An 18,757-nucleotide genomic window follows, 5' to 3' on the forward strand; every position below is an offset into this window, starting at 1 on the left:
CCGTGATGTCGTGCGCCCATCATAGGAATGCGGCTCGCGCTGTGTGACGCACCAGGGGTGGTGAATCCTTTGCGGAGCGTATTGTTCCTACCGTTTTCTCCCGATATGGGCATTGCTGAGATCCTGGACCGATCGCTGATCGGGCCGACCGGACGGTCCGGCGGTCAGTCCTGGGCCGGAGATCGGGGCGGGCTGACGGTCGTTCGGGGCTGCCTGCGCTGCGACGAGGTACGGATGATCAGCTCGGTCGGGACGACCTGCTCGACCGGGCGTCCGGTGTCCACGCCCTCGATCGCGTCGATGAGCAGCTGGACGACGGCGGTGCCGATCCGGCGCGGTTTGAGGGACAGCGTGGTGATGGGAGGTTCGGTGTTCGCGTACACGGTGGACTCGCTGCAGCAGACCAGCAGCAGGTCCTCGGGGACGCGCAGGCCGTAACGGCGGGCGGCGGCGAGCAGGTCGGTGCCGTTGGGGTCGAAGAGGCCGTACACGGCGTCCGGGCGGTCGGGGCGGGCGAGGAGCCGGTCGGCGGCGACCGCACCCGCGCAGGGGTCGTGCGCGGGGTAGGACTCGTAGACGGGGTCCTGGCCGACGCGTTCGCACCAGTTGAGGTAGGCGGTGGTCGACAGTCGGGTGTAGGTGTCGGTGGTGGTACCGGTCAGCAGCCCGATCCGGCGCGCGCCGGCGGCCGCGAGGTGGTCGAGCAGGCCGAGCACGGCCGCCTCGTGGTCGTTGTCCACCCAGGCGGTGACGGGGAGCGAGCCGGCGGGGCGGCCGTCGGAGACCACGGGCAGCCCCTGGCGGACCAGCTCGGTGACGACGGGATCGTGGTCGGAGGGGTCGATGACGACGGTGCCGTCGAGGGCCACGTTGGACCATACGTCGTGGCGGGAGGTGGCAGGGAGGATGACGAGGGCGTATCCGCGGGCGAGCGCCGCCGACGTGGCGGCCCTGGCCATCTCCGCGAAGTACGCGAATTCGGTGAAGGTGAAAGGTTCATCCCCGTACGTGGTCACGGTCAGGCCGAGGAGGCCGGACTTGCCGGTACGGAGGGTGCGGGCGGCTGCCGACGGGCGGTAGCCCAGCCGGTCGGCGACTTCGCGAACGTGGCGGCGGGTGGCGTCGGGCAGCCGTCCCTTGCCATTGAGCGCGTCGGAGACGGTTGTGATGGAGACGCCCGCCGCGGCGGCCACGTCCCTGATGCCGGCCCGGCCCTGTCGGCCGGCGGCCCGCCGGGTGGTCTCGGTCCGGCTCACCTGATGCTTCCCTGCTGCTGTCATGGCGAGCCGATAGTAGGGCTCGGTGGGGTGGGCGGTCCGGGTGCATATGCACGCGTTGACAGGCACGTTTCTGCACGGTTCGCCACCCCCAATGACCTTGGAAAGGAAGGGGATTGCTCGCTCAGGCTGATGTTGGCGCTTGTCGGCGGGACCGGGCATGCCAAAGCGGCGCGGTTTCGGGTGCGTCGCAACTCACCTGCACGAGGGATGCGCGCCACGGCGCAGGCCACCGGCGCGCGCATATATGCGCGCGCTCCCCCGCATTCCAGGCGCCCCCATTCTCGGGAGGGCGGAATCCTCATAAGGTGAGCAGTATTGAGTCGACGGCGACGTCGTACGGGACGGTCGAGGAGGACCTGCGGTGAGCGAGAACAGCCCGAAGCTGCGCGCCGAGCTGGACGGCATTCCGACATACAAGCCCGGCAAGCCGGCCGCCGCGGGCGGGTCCGTCGCGTACAAGCTGTCCTCGAACGAGAACCCGTACCCGCCGCTGCCGGGTGTGCTGGAGAGCGCCGTCACGGCGGCGGGGACCTTCAACCGGTACCCGGACATGGCCTGCACGGGCCTGGTGAACGAGATCGCCGAGCGCTTCGGCGTGCCGGTCGAGCACGTGGCCACCGGCACCGGCTCGGTGGGGGTGGCCCAGTCGCTGATCCAGTCCACGGCGGGCCCGGGCGACGAGGTCATCTACGCCTGGCGGTCCTTCGAGGCCTACCCGATCATCACGCAGATCTCCGGCGCGACCTCGGTCCAGGTCCCGCTGACCGAGGGTGACGTGCACGACTTGGACGCCATGGCCGCCGCGATCACCGAGCGGACCCGGCTGATCTTCGTCTGCAACCCGAACAACCCCACCGGCACCGCCGTGCGCCGGGCCGAGCTGGAGCGCTTCCTGGACCGGGTGCCCTCGGACGTCCTGGTGGTCCTGGACGAGGCGTACCGCGAGTTCGTGCGCGACACCGACGTGCCGGACGGTATCGAGCTGTACCGGGACCGCCCCAATGTCGCCGTGCTGCGCACGTTCTCGAAGGCGTACGGCCTCGCCGGCCTGCGGGTCGGCTTCGCGATCGCGCACGAGCGGGTGGCGGCGGCTCTGCGCAAGACCGCGGTGCCCTTCGGCGTCAGCCAGCTCGCGCAGGACGCCGCGGTGGCGTCGCTGCGCGCCGAGGACGAGCTGCTGGGCCGCGTCGGGGCCCTGGTCTGTGAGCGCACGAGGGTCCACGAGACGCTGCTGGCCCAGGGGTGGACCGTGCCGGACACGCAGGCGAACTTCGTCTGGCTGCGGCTGGGTGAGCGGACCCTGGAGTTCGCGGCCGCCTGCGAGAAGGCCGGTGTGGTGGTCCGGCCCTTCGCGGGCGAGGGCCTGCGGGTCACGATCGGTGAGACCGAGGCGAACGACCTCTTCCTGCACACGGCGGAGGCGTTCCTCAAGGAGCTCTAGGAGGTTCCCCGAGGGCCGGGGAGCTCGAGCCCGGCCGGGGAGGTGGGGCCGGTGAGGGAAGTCCGGCCGGTCGGAGGTCCGGCCGGTCGGAGGTCCGGCCGGTCGGAGGTCCGGCCGGTCGCGGAGATCGGACCGGCCGCGCGGGATCAGGCCACCAGTTCCACGCGCACGGGATCGCCGTCGCGAACGGTGGACAGCAGGCGGGGGTCGCCGTCGAACGAGCCGAGCACGTTGCACGGGCTCGCCAGGCGGCTCTCGCCGCCGCGCGAGATGGGCGTCGGGCCGTAGGGCAGCGCCAGGGCGTCGCCCTCGGTCCAGAACGCGACGGTGCCGGGCTCGACGACCTGGCGGGCGTCGGGCTCCAGGGCCACGCGGACGCCTGTGTCGAAGTAGACCTCCTCGCCCCAGGTGTTGGCGGAGGCGGAGATCGGTAGGGCCTCGGCCAGTGCCTTGCTGGTGGGCGTTTCGTCGAGGGTGGCGGTGAGCTGGCCCGCAGGCCAGGAGATGCGAATCTGCATGAGCCGCATTCAACAATCTGTTGAATGGATTGGCTAGAGGGGTACCCCGCGTGAAGCCGCCGAAAGCGATGCGCCATAATGCTTGTGAATGTGAACGCGTTCACAAGCGCGTCTGCTTCCTCCCGCTTTGATCAGGATCGGGAGGGGGGACTCCCTTGTGATCGCGGCGACACGAAGGAGACGAGGACGTGGACCTGGCTCTGGCGCCAGAAACCCTGGCTCGATGGCAGTTCGGCATCACCACCGTCTATCACTTCCTCTTCGTGCCTCTCACGATCTCGCTCGCCGCGCTGACGGCCGGCCTGCAGACCGCTTGGGTGCGCACCGAGAAGGAGAAGTACCTCAGGGCCACGAAGTTCTGGGGCAAGCTTTTCTTGATCAATATCGCGATGGGTGTCGTGACCGGCATCGTCCAGGAGTTCCAGTTCGGCATGAACTGGTCCGACTACTCGCGCTTCGTGGGTGACGTCTTCGGTGCACCCCTCGCCTTCGAGGCGCTGATCGCCTTCTTCTTCGAGTCCACCTTCATCGGGCTGTGGATCTTCGGCTGGGACAAGCTGCCCAAGAAGATCCACCTGGCCTGCATATGGATGGTGTCCCTGGGCACCGTCCTGTCCGCGTACTTCATCCTGGCGGCGAATTCCTGGATGCAGCACCCGGTCGGGTACCGGATCAACGAGGAGCGCGGCCGGGCCGAACTCACCGACTTCTGGCTGGTCCTGACCCAGAGCACCGCGCTCACCCAGTTCTTCCACACCATCACGGCCGCCTTCCTCGTCGGCGGTGCGTTCATGGCCGGCATCTCCGCCTACCACCTGGCGCGCAAGAAGCACGTCCCCGTGATGCGCAGCTCGCTGCGCCTGGGGCTGGTCGTCCTGATCATCGCCGGTATGGGGACGGCGATCAGCGGTGACCTCCTCGGCAAGGTCATGTTCAAGCAGCAGCCCATGAAGATGGCCGCCGCCGAGGCCCTCTGGGACGGTGAGGCGCCCGCCCCCTTCTCCGTCTTCGCCTACGGAGACGTCGAGAAGGGCCACAACAAGGTGGCCATTGAGATCCCGGGCCTGCTGTCCTTCCTCGCCAACGACGACTTCACCTCCTTCGTCCCGGGCATCAACGACGTCAACAAGGCCGAGCAGGAGAAGTACGGTCCCGGCGACTACCGGCCGAACATCCCCGTGGCCTACTGGGGCTTCCGTTGGATGATCGGCTTCGGCATGGCCTCGCTCGGCATCGGCATGCTCGGGCTCTGGCTCACCCGCCGGAAGTTCCTGCTGCCGCCGGGACTGCGTACCGGGGAAAACGAGGTTCCGCACCTGGTGCTCTTCAGGAAGGCACTGAGCCCCCGGATCGGCAACCTCTACTGGATCGTCGCCCTGTGGACCATGGGCTTCCCGCTCATCGCCAGCTCCTGGGGCTGGATCTTCACCGAGATGGGCCGCCAGCCGTGGGTGGTCTACGGAGTCCTGCGCACCCGGGACGCGGTCTCGCCGCACGTGTCCCAGGGCGAGGTGCTCACCTCGATGATCGGTTTCACCCTGCTCTACGCCGTGCTGGCCGTGATCGAGGTCAGGCTCCTGGTCAAGTACGTCAAGCTCGGCCCGCCGGAGCTCAGCGAGGGCGACCTCAACCCGCCCACCAGGATCGGCGGGGACGACAAGAATCCCGACCGGCCGATGGCCTTCTCGTACTGAGGCTGAGGAGAACGCACCATGGAGCTCCACGACGTCTGGTTCGTGCTGATCGCCGTCCTCTGGATCGGCTACTTCTTCCTGGAGGGCTTCGACTTCGGCATCGGTGTGCTGACCAAGCTGCTCGCCCGCGACCGCACGGAGAAGCGGGTCCTGATCAACACGATCGGGCCCGTGTGGGACGGAAACGAGGTCTGGCTGCTCACGGCCGGCGGCGCGACCTTCGCCGCCTTCCCCGACTGGTACGCGACCCTCTTCTCGGGCTTCTACCTGCCCCTGCTGCTCATCCTGATCTGCCTGATCATCCGCGGGGTGGCCTTCGAGTACCGGCACAAGCGCCCCGAGGACAGCTGGCATACCAACTGGGAGCACGCGATCTTCTGGACCTCGCTGATCCCCGCCTTCCTGTGGGGCGTGGCCTTCGCCAACATCGTGCGCGGAGTGAAGATCGACCAGCACAAGGAGTACGTCGGCAGCGTCCTCGACCTGCTCAACGTCTACTCGCTGCTCGGCGGCCTGGTCACCCTCACCCTCTTCACCTTCCACGGCGCGGTCTTCGCCTCACTCAAGACCGTCGGCGACATCCGGGAGCGGGCGCGCCGGACGGCGACCGTGCTGGGGCTCGTCACCGCCGTGTTGGCCCTCGTCTTCCTGATCTGGACCCAGGTCTCGCGGGGCGACGGCAAGAGCCTGGTCGCGATGGCCGTCGCGGTACTGGCCCTGCTCGGGGCGCTCGGCTTCAACCTGGCGGGCCGGGAGGGCTGGTCGTTCGCCCTGTCCGGGATCACCATCGCGGCGGCTGTCGCCATGCTCTTCCTCACGCTCTTCCCGAACGTCATGCCCTCCTCGCTCGACGCGGCCTGGAACCTCACGGTCACCAATGCCTCGTCCAGTCCGTACACCCTGAAGATCATGACCTGGCTGGCCGCCGTGGCCACCCCGCTCGTGCTGCTCTACCAGGGCTGGACGTACTGGGTGTTCCGCAAGCGGATCGGGACGCAGCACATCGTGGACGCGCACTGATCCCGGAGGGATGTTTCACGTGAAACCGATCGACCCGCGCCTGCTCCGGTACGCCCGCTCCACTCGCCTCTTCCTGGGGGCGGTGGTGGCCCTTGGTCTTGCCGGGGCGGGGCTGGTCGTCGGTCAGGCGATGCTCATCGCCGAGATCGTGGTCGGCGCCTTCGAGGACGGCCTCGACGGCGCGGCGCTCCGTACCCCGCTGCTGCTGCTCGCGGCGGTGGCGCTGGGCCGGGCACTGATCGCCTGGCTGACGGAGCTGGCCGCGCACCGGGCGAGCGCTGCGGTCAAGTCCGAGCTGCGGAGCCGGTTGCTGGACCGGGCCGCAGAACCGGGGTCAGGGCGTCCGGGCGGCCGGCGCACCGGCTCGCTGGTGTCGTTGGCCACCCGGGGCGTGGACGCGCTCGACGACTACTTCTCCCGCTACCTGCCCCAGCTGGGGCTCGCGATCGTGGTGCCGGTGGCGGTGCTCGCCCGCATCGTCACCGAGGACTGGGTCTCGGCGGCCATCATCACGGTCACCCTTCCCCTGATTCCGGTCTTCATGGTCCTCATCGGCATGGCCACCCAGTCCCGGATGGACCGCCAATGGCGTCTGCTGTCGCGGCTGTCGGGTCACTTCCTCGACGTGGTGGCCGGCCTTCCCAACCTGAAGGTCTTCGGCCGGGCGAAGGCACAGGCCGAGTCGATCCGCAAGATCACCGAGGACTATCGGCGGGCGACGATGCGGACGCTGCGCATCGCCTTCCTGTCGTCCTTCGCCCTGGAACTCCTGGCGACCCTGTCGGTCGCCCTGGTGGCCGTGACCATCGGCATGCGACTCGTCCACGGCGAACTCGACCTCTACACCGGGCTGGTCATTCTGATCCTGGCGCCCGAGGCCTACCTGCCCCTGCGGCAGGTGGGAGCGCAGTACCACGCGGCCGCGGAAGGGCTGGCGGCCGCCGAGGAGATCTTCGAGGTCCTGGAGACCCCGGTTGCCGGCCCGGACGGCACGGCGCCGCTGCCGGACGGCGCTCCCCTGCGCATCGAGATCGACGGGGTCGCCGTCCGCCACGAGGGGCGGGACGAGGACTCCCCCCGTCCCGTCTCGCTGGCCGTCGCACCGGGCGAGTGTGTCGCACTCACCGGCCCGAGCGGGGCCGGCAAGTCCACTCTCCTCCAGGTGCTCCTCGGCTTCGTGCGGCCCACCGCCGGGCAGGTCCGGATCGGCGGTGTGGACCTGTCCGAGCTGTCCCCGGAACACTGGCGGCAGCAGATCGCGTGGGTGCCGCAGCGGCCGCACCTCTTCGCCGGGACCATTGCCGAGAACGTACGGCTGGCCCGGCCGGAGGCCCGCGGCGCCGAGGTGGCCGCAGCCCTTCAGGACGCCGGTGCCTGGGAGTTCGTATCCGCGCTGCCGCGCGGGCCCGAGACCCTGCTGGGCGAAGGCGGTGTGGGGCTCTCCGCCGGCCAGCGCCAGCGGTTGGCATTGGCCCGCGCCTTCCTCGCGGATCGGCCGGTGCTGTTGCTGGACGAGCCGACGGCGGCACTGGACGGCGAGACCGAGGCAGGGATCGTGGACGCGGTCCGACGGCTGTCGGCGGGGCGCACGGTGCTCCTGGTCGTGCACCGGCCGGCCCTGCTCGCCGTCGCGGACCGGGTGGTCCGCATCGCGGCCGGTCCTGTCGGTGATCCGCGCTCCGTGTCCGATGGTCCGCGAGAGCCGCTCCTTCGCTCCGGCGGATCGTCGGCGCGTGCCGACGAGGTGGCATCCGGTGGTCCTGGCCCGGACGCCGGGGAGTGGATCCTCGGTGTCGCGCCGGAGCGGGTGCGGATCGGAGGCGGTGGCACGTCCGACAGGGGTGGCGCCCATCCGCTGCGCCGGGTGCGGGCGGTGGCCAGGGCCTGGCAGGGCCGTTTCCGGCTCGGACTGCTGCTCGGTGCGCTGGCCGTGGGGTGCAGTGTGGGCCTGATGGCCGTCTCGGGCTGGCTGATCTCCAAGGCCTCCCTCCAGCCTCCCGTTCTCCACCTGATGGTGGCCGTCACGGCGACGCGGGCCTTCGGCATGGGCCGCGCCGTCTTCCGGTACGCCGAGCGGCTCGTCTCGCACGATGCCGTGCTGCGGATGCTCGCCGAGCTGCGGGTGTCGGTCTACCGGCGGTTGGAGCGCATCGCGCCCGCCGGGCTGCGCGAACACCGCCGCGGCGACCTGCTGGCCCGGCTTGTCGCCGACGCCGACGCCCTGCAGGACTACTGGCTGCGCTGGCTGTTGCCCGTCGGCACCGCCGTGCTCGTCGGAACGGGGTCCGTCGCCTTCACCACCTGGCTGCTGCCCGAGGCCGGAGCAGTGCTTGCCGTCGGCCTCCTCGCCGCCGGTATCGGGGTCCCGCTTGTCAGCGGTGCCTGTGCCCGCCGCGCGGAGCGCCGACTCGCCCCCGCCCGGGGCGAGCTCGCCACCCGTGTCGCCGACCTGCTCACCGGTACCGGGGAACTGGCCGTGGCCGGAGCATTGGAGGACCGCAAGGGCCGGACCCGGGAGAGCGACGGCGCGCTGACACGCATCGCCGCCCGGGGCGCCGCGGCGGGCGGGCTGGGCGGCGGCCTGTCCGCCCTCGTCTGCGGACTGACTGTCGTGGCTGCGGCGGCCGTCGCCGCGAACGCCGTCCACGACGGACGGCTGGCCGGGGTCGCCATGGCCGTCGCGGTCCTGACGCCTCTGGCCGCCTTCGAAGCGGTGAGCGGACTCCCCCTCGCCGTCCAGTACCGCCAGCGGGTGCGCCGCAGTGCCGAACGGGTCTACGAGGTCATCGACGCTCCCGTCCCCGTCGCCGAGCCGGAGCAGCCCGCAGCCGCTCCCGCCTCGCCCTTCCCGCTGACGCTGACCGGGCTCACCGCCCGCCACCCCGGCCAGGAGCGCGACGCGGTGCACGGCGTGGACCTCACCCTGGAGGCGGGCCGCCGGATTGCTGTCGTCGGCCCGTCGGGTTCCGGCAAGACCACCCTGGCCCAGGTCCTGCTTCGGTTCCTGGATCCGGCCGCGGGCTCCTACCACTTGGGCGGCGCCGACGCGCGCACCCTCGACGGCGACGACGTACGGGCGCTCGTCGGCCTGTGCGCCCAGGACGCGCACCTCTTCGACAGCTCGGTCCGGGAGAACCTCCGGCTGGCCCGGACCGGTGCGAGCGAGGAGCAACTGAGGGAGGCGCTGGCCGGTGCCCGGCTGCTGGAGTGGGCGGACGGCCTCCCGGAGGGGCTGGACACACTCGTCGGGGAGCACGGCGAGCGGATCTCGGGCGGCCAGCGCCAGCGCCTGGCCCTGGCCAGGGCGCTGCTGGCGGACTTTCCCGTCCTGGTCCTCGACGAGCCGGCCGAGCATCTGGACCTGGCCACGGCGGACGCCCTGACCGCGGATCTGCTGGCCGCGACCGAGGGGCGGACCACCGTGCTGATCACGCACCGGCTGGCCGGCCTGGAGGCCGTCGACGAGATCCTCGTGCTGGACCGCGGCGAGGTCGTGCAGCGTGGCGGGTACGGGGAGCTGGCCGCCGTCGAAGGACCGCTGCGCAGGATGCTGGAACGCGAACGGGAAACGGACGCGAATTCGGCCGACTTTCCCGTCCAATAGGGACTAACTAGGCTCAAGGACATGTCAGCGCAGCCGTCGCAGGAATCATCGGATCCGCTGCCGGATCCCTCGCAGGACACGTCGGACCCCCTGGTGGCAGCGACTCAGGCCACCAAGAGCCTGCACGGCCTGTCCACCGAACTCACGGCCCGAGTACCGCAGCTGCTGGAGGCCATGCGGTCCGTCGGTACCGGCCTGGAGCTCCACTCCACGCTCGACCGCATCTGCGAGACCGCGGCCGAGCTGGCGGACGCACGCTACGCGGCGATCGGGGTCGTCGACACCGAGGGCCGCGGCCTTTCCGACTTCGTCACCCACGGGATCAGCCCAGAAGTGGCCCGGAGGATCGGACACCGTCCGGACGGGAAGCGGGGCCTGCTGGGCGCTCTGATCGCCCACTCCGACACCGTGCGGTTGGCGGACCTGACGAAGGACCCGCGCGCGGCGGGCTTCCCGCCCCACCACCCTCCCATGAAGACCTTCCTCGGCGTCCCGATCCGGGTGCAGGGGGAGATCTTCGGCAACCTCTACCTCGCCGAGAAGAACGGCGACGTCGAGTTCAACGACTACGACCTCCACATGGTCCGCGTGCTGGCCACCGAGGCGGGCATCGCCATCGGCAATGCCCGCCTCTACGAGGCAGCCACCCAGCGCGAACGCTGGATCGACGGCTCGGTCGCCGTCACCACCGCCCTGCTGTCGGGCGGGGACGCGGACGACGCCCTCGCGGTGGTGGCCGAGCAGGCACGCCGGCTCGCCGACTCCGCCGCCGGGATCGTCCTGCTGCCCGCCGAGGAGGGCGGGATGGAGATCGTCGCGGTTTCCGCGGAGCACCCCGCGACCTCGCTCGGCGTGGTGATCCCGGCCGAGAGTCCGGTGGTCGACCACCTGTTGCAGTCAGAGCCGGTCTTCACCGACGACGCTTCTTCGGACCCCCGCATGATCAGTCCGCTCACCAGCCCGTACGGCCCCTGCATGATGCTGCCCCTGCACAGCGGCGGGCGGGTGCTGGGCGCCCTGGTCACCCCGCGCGCCCGCGGCGAGCGGCCCTTCACCGAGGCCGAGCGCACCCTGGCGACGCAGTTCGCCTCGCAGGCCGCGCTCGCGCTGATGATGGCCGAGGCCCAACGCGACCGCGAACGGCTCGCGGTCTTCGAGGACCGGGACCGGATCGCCCGTGATCTGCACGACCTCGTCATCCAGCGGCTGTTCGCCACCGGGATGATGCTGGAAGGTGCCCAGCGCCGTTCGATCGTCCCCGAAGTTCGCGACGGGGTGGGCAAGGCCGTGGACGAACTGGACGTGACGATCCAGGAGATCCGCACGGCGATCTTCGCCCTGCAGCAGGGGCCTGCGGAAGCTCCGTCCGGTCTGCGCACCAGGGTCCTGCGGGAGATCAACATGGCGGCGGTCCCGTTGGGCTTCAAGCCCGCCCACCGCTTCCTCGGGCCGATCGACACGGTCGTCGGCGAATTGGTCGGCAAGAACCTGATCGCCGCCCTGCGTGAGGCGCTGTCGAACGCCTTCCGGCACGCCGACGCGTCCCGCATCGAGGTGGTGCTGGATTCCACCGTCACCCTCCCGGACGGCAGGCCCGGAGTCCGGCTGGAGGTCGCCGATGACGGTGTGGGCATCCCCGCGAGCGGCCGGCGCAGCGGGTTGCGCAATCTGCGGCGGCGGGCGGAATCACTCGGCGGTACGAGCTCCTACGGCCCGGGGCTCGGGGAGGACGGTGGCGGGACCACCCTGGTGTGGGAGGCCCCGCTCCAGTAGCCCCCCTTCAGGGCGGCCCCTCCCGCACCCGGCTCGCTAGGCCTGGTGTCGGGCCAGGCGTTCGGCCAGGATGCGCTCGATGACGAGGGCGACCCCGTCCTCGTTGTTGGCGACCGTACGGCCCGACGCGGCCGCGATCACATCGGGGTGGGCGTTGCCCATGGCGTAGGAAGTGCCGGCCCAGCTGAGCATCTCCACGTCGTTGGGCATGTCCCCGAAGGCGACGACCTCGGCCGGGGAGATGCCCCGCTCGGCGCAGCACAGCGCCAGGGTGCTCGCCTTGGACACGCCGTGCCCGCTGATCTCCAACAGGGAGGTGGGGCTGGACCGGGTGATCGACGCGTACGCGCCCGCGGTGGTGCGTGCCAGCGCGAGGAACTCGTCCGGAGTGATCTCGGGGTGGTGGGCCAGCAGCTTGAGCACGGGTGCGTCGCCGTCCCCCGCAGTCCCGCGGAGCAGCTCCTCGGCGCCGGCGAGCCTGGCACCCGGGTCCTTGAAGAAGGGCGGGTAACCCGGCTCGTAATTGATGCCGGTGGTCAGCTCGACGGCGAAGGACGTCCCGGGTGCCGCCGCGCGTAGGGATTCCACGACGGACAGCGCGGCGTCCCGGGGGAGTGACCGCACCTGTACGAACTCCCGCCCGGCGTGCAGGTCGACCACTGCCGCGCCATTGGCGCAGATCGCGAGGCCGTGCCCGTGGACATGGTCGGCGACCACATCCATCCACCGTGCCGGGCGGCCCGTGACGAAGAAGACCTCGATCCCGGCCTCCTCGGCAGCGGCCAGGGCGGCGACGGTGCGCGGTGAGACGGACTGGTCGTCGTGCAGCAGGGTGCCGTCGAGGTCGGTGGCGATGAGCCGGGGCGTGGGGATGGGCCCGTCCGGGCGCTGAGGAGCCGAGGTCACGGCTCCATCTTCACCCATGGGGGGCGGAGGACCCGACCATGATCAAGCCAGGCTGTTGCGGGGGCCGGTGTTTCACGTGAAACGCACTGTTTCACGTGAAACACCGGCCCGCCGTACGCTCGACGCATGAGTCTGCGTCTGAGCACGGTGATCCTCCCGGTACGTCGATGGCACGAGGGGGGCCGGGACCAGTGGCTGCGGGCCGAGCAGCTCGGGTTCCACACGGCTTACACCTACGACCACCTGTCGTGGCGGAGCTTCCGCGACGGCCCCTGGTTCGGTGCGGTGCCGACCCTGACCGCAGCGGCGGCCGCCACCGAGCGGTTGCGCCTGGGGACGCTGGTCACCTCGCCGAACTTCCGGCATCCGGTCACGCTCGCCAAGGACCTCATCACCTTGGACGACGTCTCGGGTGGCCGTATCACCCTCGGTATCGGGGCCGGCGGCAACGGATTCGATGCGACGGCGCTGGGCCAGGAGGCCTGGTCCCCGCGTGAGCGCGCCGACCGCTTCGCCGAGTTCGTTCCGCTGCTGGACCGGCTACTGACCGAAGGCGCCGTGAGCCATGAGGGCTCGTTCTACTCCGCGGAGGAGGCCCGCAACATCCCCGGTTGCGTGCAGAAGCCGCGACTGCCGTTCGCGGTCGCCGCGACCGGTCCGCGCGGGCTGCGGCTCGCCGCCCGGTACGGGCAGGCCTGGGTGACCACGGGCGACCCGAAACTCTTCGAGAGCGGCACGCCCGAGCAGTCGGTGGAGGCCCTGCGCGGCCAGCTCGAACGGCTCGACAAGGCCTTCGTGGAGATCGGCCGGGCCCCGGAGCCCATGGAGAAGATCCTGCTGACCGGCTTCACGCCCGAGGCCAACACGGTGCTGTCGTCCGTCGACGCCTTCGTCGACTTCGCAGGACGGCACCGCGAGCTGGGCTTCACCGAGCTGGTCATTCACGCACCCATTCCGGACTCCGACTTCGCCGCCGACGAGTCCGTCTTCGAGAAGATCGCCACCGAGGCGCCGGCGCAGCTCGACAGCTGACGGGGAGTGGTGGACGGGGCGCTAGGGGAAGCGCAGGAACTGCGCAGGCACGGCGTCCACCAGCCATACTCCGTTGGCGCTGATCCGGAAGACGTGGCCGGCCGCGCGCATCGCGCCCGCGTCCACGCTGAGCACGACGGGCCGACCCCGGCGTGCGCCGACCCGGGTCGCGGTCTCCCGGTCGGGGGACAGGTGGACGTGGTGGCGGGCCATCGGGCGCAGGCCCTCGGCGCGGATCGCGCCGAGGGCGGCGGCCACGGTGCCGTGGTAGAGGTACGCGGGCGGTTCTGCCTCCGGCAGGTCCAGGTCCACGGCCACGGTGTGCCCCTGGCTGGCGCGGATGCGGCTGCCCTCGACGGCGAACCGCTGCTTGTCGTTGGCGGCCACCACGTGGTCGAGCTCGGCGCGGCTGAAAGGGAAGCCGTGCGCGGCAGCGGCGCCCAGCAGATCGTCGATCTCCACCCACCCGTGGGAGTCGAGCACCAGTCCAATCCGTTCCGGCTGGTGGCGCAGGTGTTTCGAGACGTACTTGGACACCTTCACGGTGCGTCTTTCATCCATGGCCCCCAGCGTGCCCGCTCAGCGGGTGCTCCGGCAGGCATTTTCCTCGCCCACGCGGTCCGAACACCCCCTATCGCCCTTCCAAGATGCGGAATATATTTTCCATTATCGCTTCTGCTCTGGGGGACACCATGTCGGCTCATACCTCTCTGCCACGCCGTGCGGCTGCCGAACTGATCGGGACCGCCGGTCTGCTGGTGATCGTGATCGGCTCCGGGCTCAAGGCCGCGGAGCTCAGCCCCGACACCGGGGTGGCGCTCCTCGCCAACTCCCTCGTGTCGGCGATCGGACTCGGGCTGGTCATCACCCTCTTCGGGCCGCTGTCCGGCGCCCACCTCAACCCGGTGGTGACTCTCACCTCCTGGTGGACGCGCCGTACGGGTGGCACCGGGCTCGGCGGCCGCGAGGTGCTCGTCTACGTCGCGGCCCAGACGGCCGGAGCCATCGGCGGGGCCTGCGTGGCGGAAGCCATGTTCGGCAGGATTCCGGGGACGTTGGCCACCCAGGTGCGCGACGGCGGCCATCTGCTCGTCGGCGAGGTGATCGCCACCGCCGGTCTCGTCCTCGTCATCCAGGGGCTCGGCCGCATCGGGCGCCCCCGACTCGTGCCGGCCGCTGTGGCGGCGTACATCGCGGCCGCGATCTGGTTCACCTCCTCCGGCTCCTTCGCCAACCCCGCCGGCACCATCGGACGCAGCTTCAGCGACTCCTTCACCGGCATAGCCCCCGGTTCGCTGCCCGGCTTCGTCGCCGCCCAGCTGGCCGGAGGGATCCTCGGCCTGGCCCTGGCGGCCTTCCTCTACGGGACCGGAACACGACCGGGCGGGGGCTCCGGGGGCCTGGTGGGCAGCGAGAGCCGCGAGCCGGACAGGAGCGCGTACCGGACCATCGGATGAGACGCCGTCTCAGTTGCCCACAGGGAAGGGCACTTGTCCACAGCCGTTTGGGCGGGTTTTGACGGCAAACGCGTGATCCGCCCTGTGGAATCTGTGGAAGCCGCGGACCGCTCCGCTCGGGTCCTACCGGTCACCCCGGCGCGCCAGGTCGTTCATCGTCCGCGCCTGCAGCTCCCGCTCCGTCGCCGCCCGCACGAACTCCGCCACGTGATCGGCACCGACCAGCTCCTGCACCGCCCGGACCGTTGCGGCGGGCAGCGCCACCGGAGAGGGGCCCGCCGGCTGGGCGGCGCCGACCGTCCCCAGGTGCCGCTGCAGGTGCCGGGTCGCGAAGAGCCGCATCGCCCGCGCCAGCTCCGCGTCCACGGTCTGCTGGGCCAGCGGCCGCAGCCGCCGCACCATCGTCGCGGCCTCCGCGGCGTCCGCGTCCGTGGGCGGCACCTGCCCCAGGTAGCGCGCGAAGACGTGCTCGGTGGTGAACTCCAGGAACCGCGAGGCGATGTGCTCGACCTGGGTGCGCAGTTCCCGGAGGTGGCCGGTGATCGCCGCGAGCGGTACGCCCGCCGCGTACAGCTCCGCCGCCACCGCCAGTTCCTGCGGGGACGGCACCAGGAACTGGTCGGGACGCCCCGGGATCCGCTCCAGCACGCCCAGCTCGCAGGCCTCGCCCACCGCGTCGTCGTCCGGCAGGCCGCCGAACCGCTCGTTCAGCTCCGCGCGGCTGATCCGGGCCGCCTCCTCGTCGGTCCACGGCCCGTGCACCTCGGCGACCAGCCCCAGGATGCCGCCCAGTCCGCGTCCCGCGTCCCAGGCCTCCAGCAGCTCCTTGATGGAGGCCAGCGTGTAGCCCCGGTCCAGCAGGTCCGCGATCTGCCGCAGCCGCGCCAGATGCGTGTCGCGGTAGACGTTGGACCGGCCGCGCCGCTCCGGCTTGGGCAGCAGGCCGCGGTCCTGGTACGCGCGGATCGTGCGCACCGTCGCTCCGCTGTGGTGCGCCAGATCCTCGATCCGGTACTCGGCTACCGCCTGATCGGACAATCCCGGCTCCCTACGACATGGCGGCTCGGCCGCCCGCGCCGGCTGCGGCCCGGGCGGCCGGTGAAGCCGCAAGGTGCTCGACCGCCCTGTGCAGCGAGCCCTCCTGCGAGGGATGGTACGACCGGCGCACGGAGGGGGATACGGCCGTGCCGAGCCCTCTCCCCGTGGGCGGATCCTGATCCGGGGAACCGCTCACAGCCGGGGCTCCAGCCGCGCGAGGCGCCGCAGGGTTCGCGGCGCGAACCGGGACATCCACAGCGCGCCCTTGGACTCGGGCGTGACCGGTACGACCGCCTCGTTGCGGACCACAGCGCGCACGATCGCGTCGGCCACCTTCTCCGGCGGGAAGTTGCGCAGGCCATAGAGCCGCGAGGAGCGTTCCTGGCGGCGCTTCTCCTCGGCCTCGTCCACCCCGGCGAATCGCGAGGTGGTGGTGATGTTGGTGTTGACGATACCGGGGCAGATCGCGGAGACGCCGATGGACTTCGAGGCGAGCTCCGCGCGCAGGCACTCCGACAGCATCAGCACGGCGGCCTTCGAGGTGCTGTAGGCGGGCAGGGTGCGGGAGGGCAGGTAGGCGGCGGCCGAAGCGATGTTGACGATGTGCCCGCCCTGGCCGCGGTCGGCCATCTGCCGCCCGAAGACCCGGCAGCCGTGGATGACGCCCCACAGGTTGACGTCCAGAACCTTCTTCCAGTCCTCGGCGGTGGTGTCGAGGAAGGGGCCGGACAGGCCGATGCCGGCATTGTTGACGAGGACGTCGACGATGCCGTACTCGGCGGCCACCTTCGCCGCCAGCTTCTCCATCGCCTGCTCGTCGCTGACGTCCACGCACTCCGCCCAGGCCTGGGCGGCGCCGACGAGGCGGGCCATGTCGGCCGTGCGCGCCACGCCCTCGGCGTCGCGATCGACGGCCACCACCCGTGCTCCCGCCTCGGCGAAGGCGAACGCGGTGGCCCGGCCGATGCCGCTGGCCGCGCCGGTCACCAGCACCAGCTGGCCGCCGAAACGGTCGGCGTACCGAGCCGGGGCCTTCTGCTCCGGCGCCCGCGCGGTCGGCTCCTCCCGCGCCGTGACGAACTCGGCGATCCAGGAGGCCAGCTGGTCGGGACGGGTCCGGGGGATCCAGTGCTTGGCGGGCAGGGTGCGTCGCAGCAGATCCGGGGCCCACCGCTCCAGGTCGTCGTAGAGCCGCTCGGACAGGAACGCGTCCCCGGTCGGCGTGATCAGCTGCACCGGCACGTGGGCGTAGGCGTCGCTGCGCGGCCTGCGCAGCCTCGGGCGGACGTTGTCGCGGTAGAGCCAGGCTCCGTGCGCCGCGTCCGACGGCAGCGACGCCGTGGGGTAGGAGCCGGCGGGCACCTGCTCGACGCGCTGGAGCATCTTGGGCCACCGCTTGCCGAGCGGTCCGCGCCAGGCGAGCTCCGGCAGAACGGGGGTGTGCAGCATGTAGACGTACCAGGACCTGGCGCCCTGGCCGAGGAGCTGCGCCGCCGCCCGAGGCGTCGGCCGCGTCATGCGCTTCTTGATCCAGTGCCCGAAGTGGTCGAGGGACGGCCCCGACATCGACGTGAAGGACGCGATCCGGCCCTCCGTCCGGCCGACCGTCGCGAACTCCCAGCCCTGGACGGAGCCCCAATCGTGGCCCACCACGTGCACCGGGCGGTCCGGACTGACCGCGTCCGCGACCGCCAGGAAGTCGTCGGTGAGCTTCTCCAGGGTGAAGCCGCCGCGCAGCGGCTGCGGTGCGGAGGAGCGCCCGTGGCCGCGTACGTCGTAGAGCACCACGTGGAAGCGGGTCGCGAGCCGCTCGGCGACCTCCGCCCAGACCTCCTTGCTGTCCGGATAGCCGTGCACCAGCAGCACGGTCGGCCGGCCCACCTCGCCGAGCTCGACCACGCACAGCTCGATCCCGCCGGTGCGCACCCAGCGCTCCCGCGCTCCCGCGAACTGCGCCGCTCCTGCTCCGCCCACGTCGCCCATGCCGCTCATGCTGCCTTCTCCTCCTCGGCCCAGCGCCGCACGTGCGGCAGGTCGTCGTCCAGCCAGAAAGCGCTCTCCTGTGGGTCCCGGGAGTCGGTGACCACGAGGATCTCCTCGAACTTCGCTCCGGTGCCCCGGAAGCCCAGGTGAGGTTCCACCGCCCACAGGCCGGGCTGCGGCGGATGGTCGGAGAAGTGGTAGGGGCTCCACAGCGGGGACCAGCCCTCGCGGTGCCCGTGCAAGGCGTCGCCGACCAGGCCCTTGAGGGACTGGGTGCCGAAACCGAACGCCGTCGGGGACCAGCGCCGCTCCCGGACCCGGTCGATCTTGTGGGCGATCACGCCGAAGGGGTAGGCGCGGTGCCGGTTGGCGTACCCCTGCCGGTTCATCAGCCGCTCGACGTCCTCGTAGATCTCGCGCAGGGACCGGCGCTCGCGCACCTGCTGCAGGATCAGGGCCCGGTGCGCCCGAAGATCGGACATGAGCCGGTCCTGCACGGGGTTGAGGCCGAGGCTGCCCGAGTAGCCGATGTCGGCCGAGAACCCCTTGTGCACCGGCGCCATGTCGAGGATGAACGGCATCCCCGGCTCCAGCCGCCGGTCGGTCGGGAAGAACTGCAGCGGTATCCGGAAGTTCGCGAAGGCGGTGCGGTCGCCGAACCAGGCGAACGGCAGATGGAACCAGTCCCGCACCCCGCGGTCGCGCAGCCACTCGCGCTGCATGCGCGCGGCTTCGCGCTCCGTCACGCCGGGCCGCAGCTGGGCCGCGACCGCTTCGGCGCACTCGTAGGCGAGGCGCTGCACCTTTCTGAACCCGTCCAGCTCGGCGGGGAGCCGTCCAGAATGCCGTCCGGTGTGTCGCGCGGTGCCTTGCCTGGTGTCCCCAGCCATGTCAGCCGTCCGTCCGTGTAGCCCTACGCGCCCGTAAGTTGACACTGATGAATGTGACAATGACTGGAGATCACGTCAAGGGGCGTGCACGGACCTGTGGACGGAGTTGTCCGGTTCACAT

General features: G+C 71.0%; 14 protein-coding genes. 7 read left to right on the plus strand and 7 right to left on the minus strand.

Annotated elements, in window-relative coordinates:
* Positions 1–164: 164 nt before the first annotated feature.
* Entirely contained in the window at positions 165–1,280 is a 1,116-nt protein-coding gene (locus IF89_RS0106680; RefSeq protein ID WP_030762610.1) for a LacI family DNA-binding transcriptional regulator, read from the minus strand.
* Positions 1,281–1,641: 361 nt separating this feature from the next.
* Here IF89_RS0106680 and hisC point away from each other — a divergent pair, with 361 nt between their 5' ends.
* Entirely contained in the window at positions 1,642–2,721 is a 1,080-nt protein-coding gene (gene hisC, locus IF89_RS0106685) for a histidinol-phosphate transaminase (RefSeq protein WP_030762612.1), read from the plus strand.
* A 146-nt stretch (positions 2,722–2,867) separates the two neighbouring features.
* On the opposite strand, the gene IF89_RS0106690 is transcribed toward hisC, so the two are convergent.
* Complete coding sequence (locus IF89_RS0106690) at positions 2,868–3,239, minus strand: cyclophilin-like fold protein (protein WP_234327680.1); 372 nt, start codon at positions 3,237–3,239, stop codon at positions 2,868–2,870.
* Between the two features lie 188 nt (positions 3,240–3,427).
* Between IF89_RS0106690 and IF89_RS0106695 the strand changes: the two genes are divergently transcribed.
* Genes IF89_RS0106695 through IF89_RS0106710 form a run of 4 tightly spaced genes read left to right on the plus strand, consistent with a single transcriptional unit; the run spans position 3,428 to position 11,330 of the window.
* Positions 3,428–4,933 (plus strand): cytochrome ubiquinol oxidase subunit I, encoded by a 1,506-nt coding sequence (locus tag IF89_RS0106695; protein WP_030762616.1) that lies wholly within the window; start codon positions 3,428–3,430, stop codon positions 4,931–4,933.
* An 18-nt stretch (positions 4,934–4,951) separates the two neighbouring features.
* A complete protein-coding gene (gene cydB / locus IF89_RS0106700; RefSeq protein ID WP_030762619.1) occupies positions 4,952–5,953 on the plus strand; it encodes a cytochrome d ubiquinol oxidase subunit II in 1,002 nt (333 codons plus the stop codon).
* Between the two features lie 19 nt (positions 5,954–5,972).
* Entirely contained in the window at positions 5,973–9,557 is a 3,585-nt protein-coding gene (gene cydD, locus IF89_RS0106705; protein WP_030762622.1) for a thiol reductant ABC exporter subunit CydD, read from the plus strand.
* A gap of 21 nt (positions 9,558–9,578) precedes the next feature.
* Complete coding sequence (locus tag IF89_RS0106710) at positions 9,579–11,330, plus strand: GAF domain-containing sensor histidine kinase (RefSeq protein ID WP_078628129.1); 1,752 nt, start codon at positions 9,579–9,581, stop codon at positions 11,328–11,330.
* A 36-nt stretch (positions 11,331–11,366) separates the two neighbouring features.
* Here IF89_RS0106710 and IF89_RS0106715 read toward each other — a convergent pair whose 3' ends face one another.
* Positions 11,367–12,254: a Cof-type HAD-IIB family hydrolase gene (locus IF89_RS0106715; protein ID WP_051806852.1), complete on the minus strand. Its 888-nt coding sequence runs from the start codon at positions 12,252–12,254 to the stop codon at positions 11,367–11,369.
* A 108-nt stretch (positions 12,255–12,362) separates the two neighbouring features.
* Here IF89_RS0106715 and IF89_RS0106720 point away from each other — a divergent pair, with 108 nt between their 5' ends.
* Positions 12,363–13,268: an LLM class flavin-dependent oxidoreductase gene (locus IF89_RS0106720; protein ID WP_030762631.1), complete on the plus strand. Its 906-nt coding sequence runs from the start codon at positions 12,363–12,365 to the stop codon at positions 13,266–13,268.
* 21 nt (positions 13,269–13,289) lie between these two features.
* On the opposite strand, the gene IF89_RS0106725 is transcribed toward IF89_RS0106720, so the two are convergent.
* Positions 13,290–13,829: an RNA 2'-phosphotransferase gene (locus IF89_RS0106725; protein ID WP_030762633.1), complete on the minus strand. Its 540-nt coding sequence runs from the start codon at positions 13,827–13,829 to the stop codon at positions 13,290–13,292.
* Positions 13,830–13,960: 131 nt separating this feature from the next.
* Between IF89_RS0106725 and IF89_RS0106730 the strand changes: the two genes are divergently transcribed.
* The gene (locus IF89_RS0106730) at positions 13,961–14,725 is read left to right on the plus strand and encodes an aquaporin (RefSeq protein WP_078628130.1); all 765 of its coding nucleotides are present in this window, start codon (positions 13,961–13,963) and stop codon (positions 14,723–14,725) included.
* 123 nt (positions 14,726–14,848) lie between these two features.
* Here IF89_RS0106730 and IF89_RS0106735 read toward each other — a convergent pair whose 3' ends face one another.
* From IF89_RS0106735 to IF89_RS0106745, 3 genes are all read right to left on the minus strand, one after another.
* Positions 14,849–15,763: a MerR family transcriptional regulator gene (locus tag IF89_RS0106735; protein WP_030762639.1), complete on the minus strand. Its 915-nt coding sequence runs from the start codon at positions 15,761–15,763 to the stop codon at positions 14,849–14,851.
* A gap of 192 nt (positions 15,764–15,955) precedes the next feature.
* Positions 15,956–17,755, minus strand: coding sequence for an SDR family oxidoreductase (locus tag IF89_RS0106740; RefSeq protein ID WP_234327681.1), 1,800 nt, complete (start codon positions 17,753–17,755; stop codon positions 15,956–15,958).
* Positions 17,752–18,636 carry a M24 family metallopeptidase gene (locus tag IF89_RS0106745; protein ID WP_078628131.1) on the minus strand — a complete coding sequence of 295 codons (885 nt, stop codon included), beginning with the start codon at positions 18,634–18,636 and terminating at the stop codon, positions 17,752–17,754. Before IF89_RS0106745 ends, IF89_RS0106740 begins: the two co-directional genes overlap by 4 nt.
* Between the last annotated feature and the right edge of the window lie 121 nt (positions 18,637–18,757).

The sequence above is a fragment of the Streptomyces sp. NRRL F-2664 genome (genome assembly GCF_000719345.1).
Taxonomy (GTDB): Bacteria; Actinomycetota; Actinomycetes; order Streptomycetales; family Streptomycetaceae; genus Streptomyces.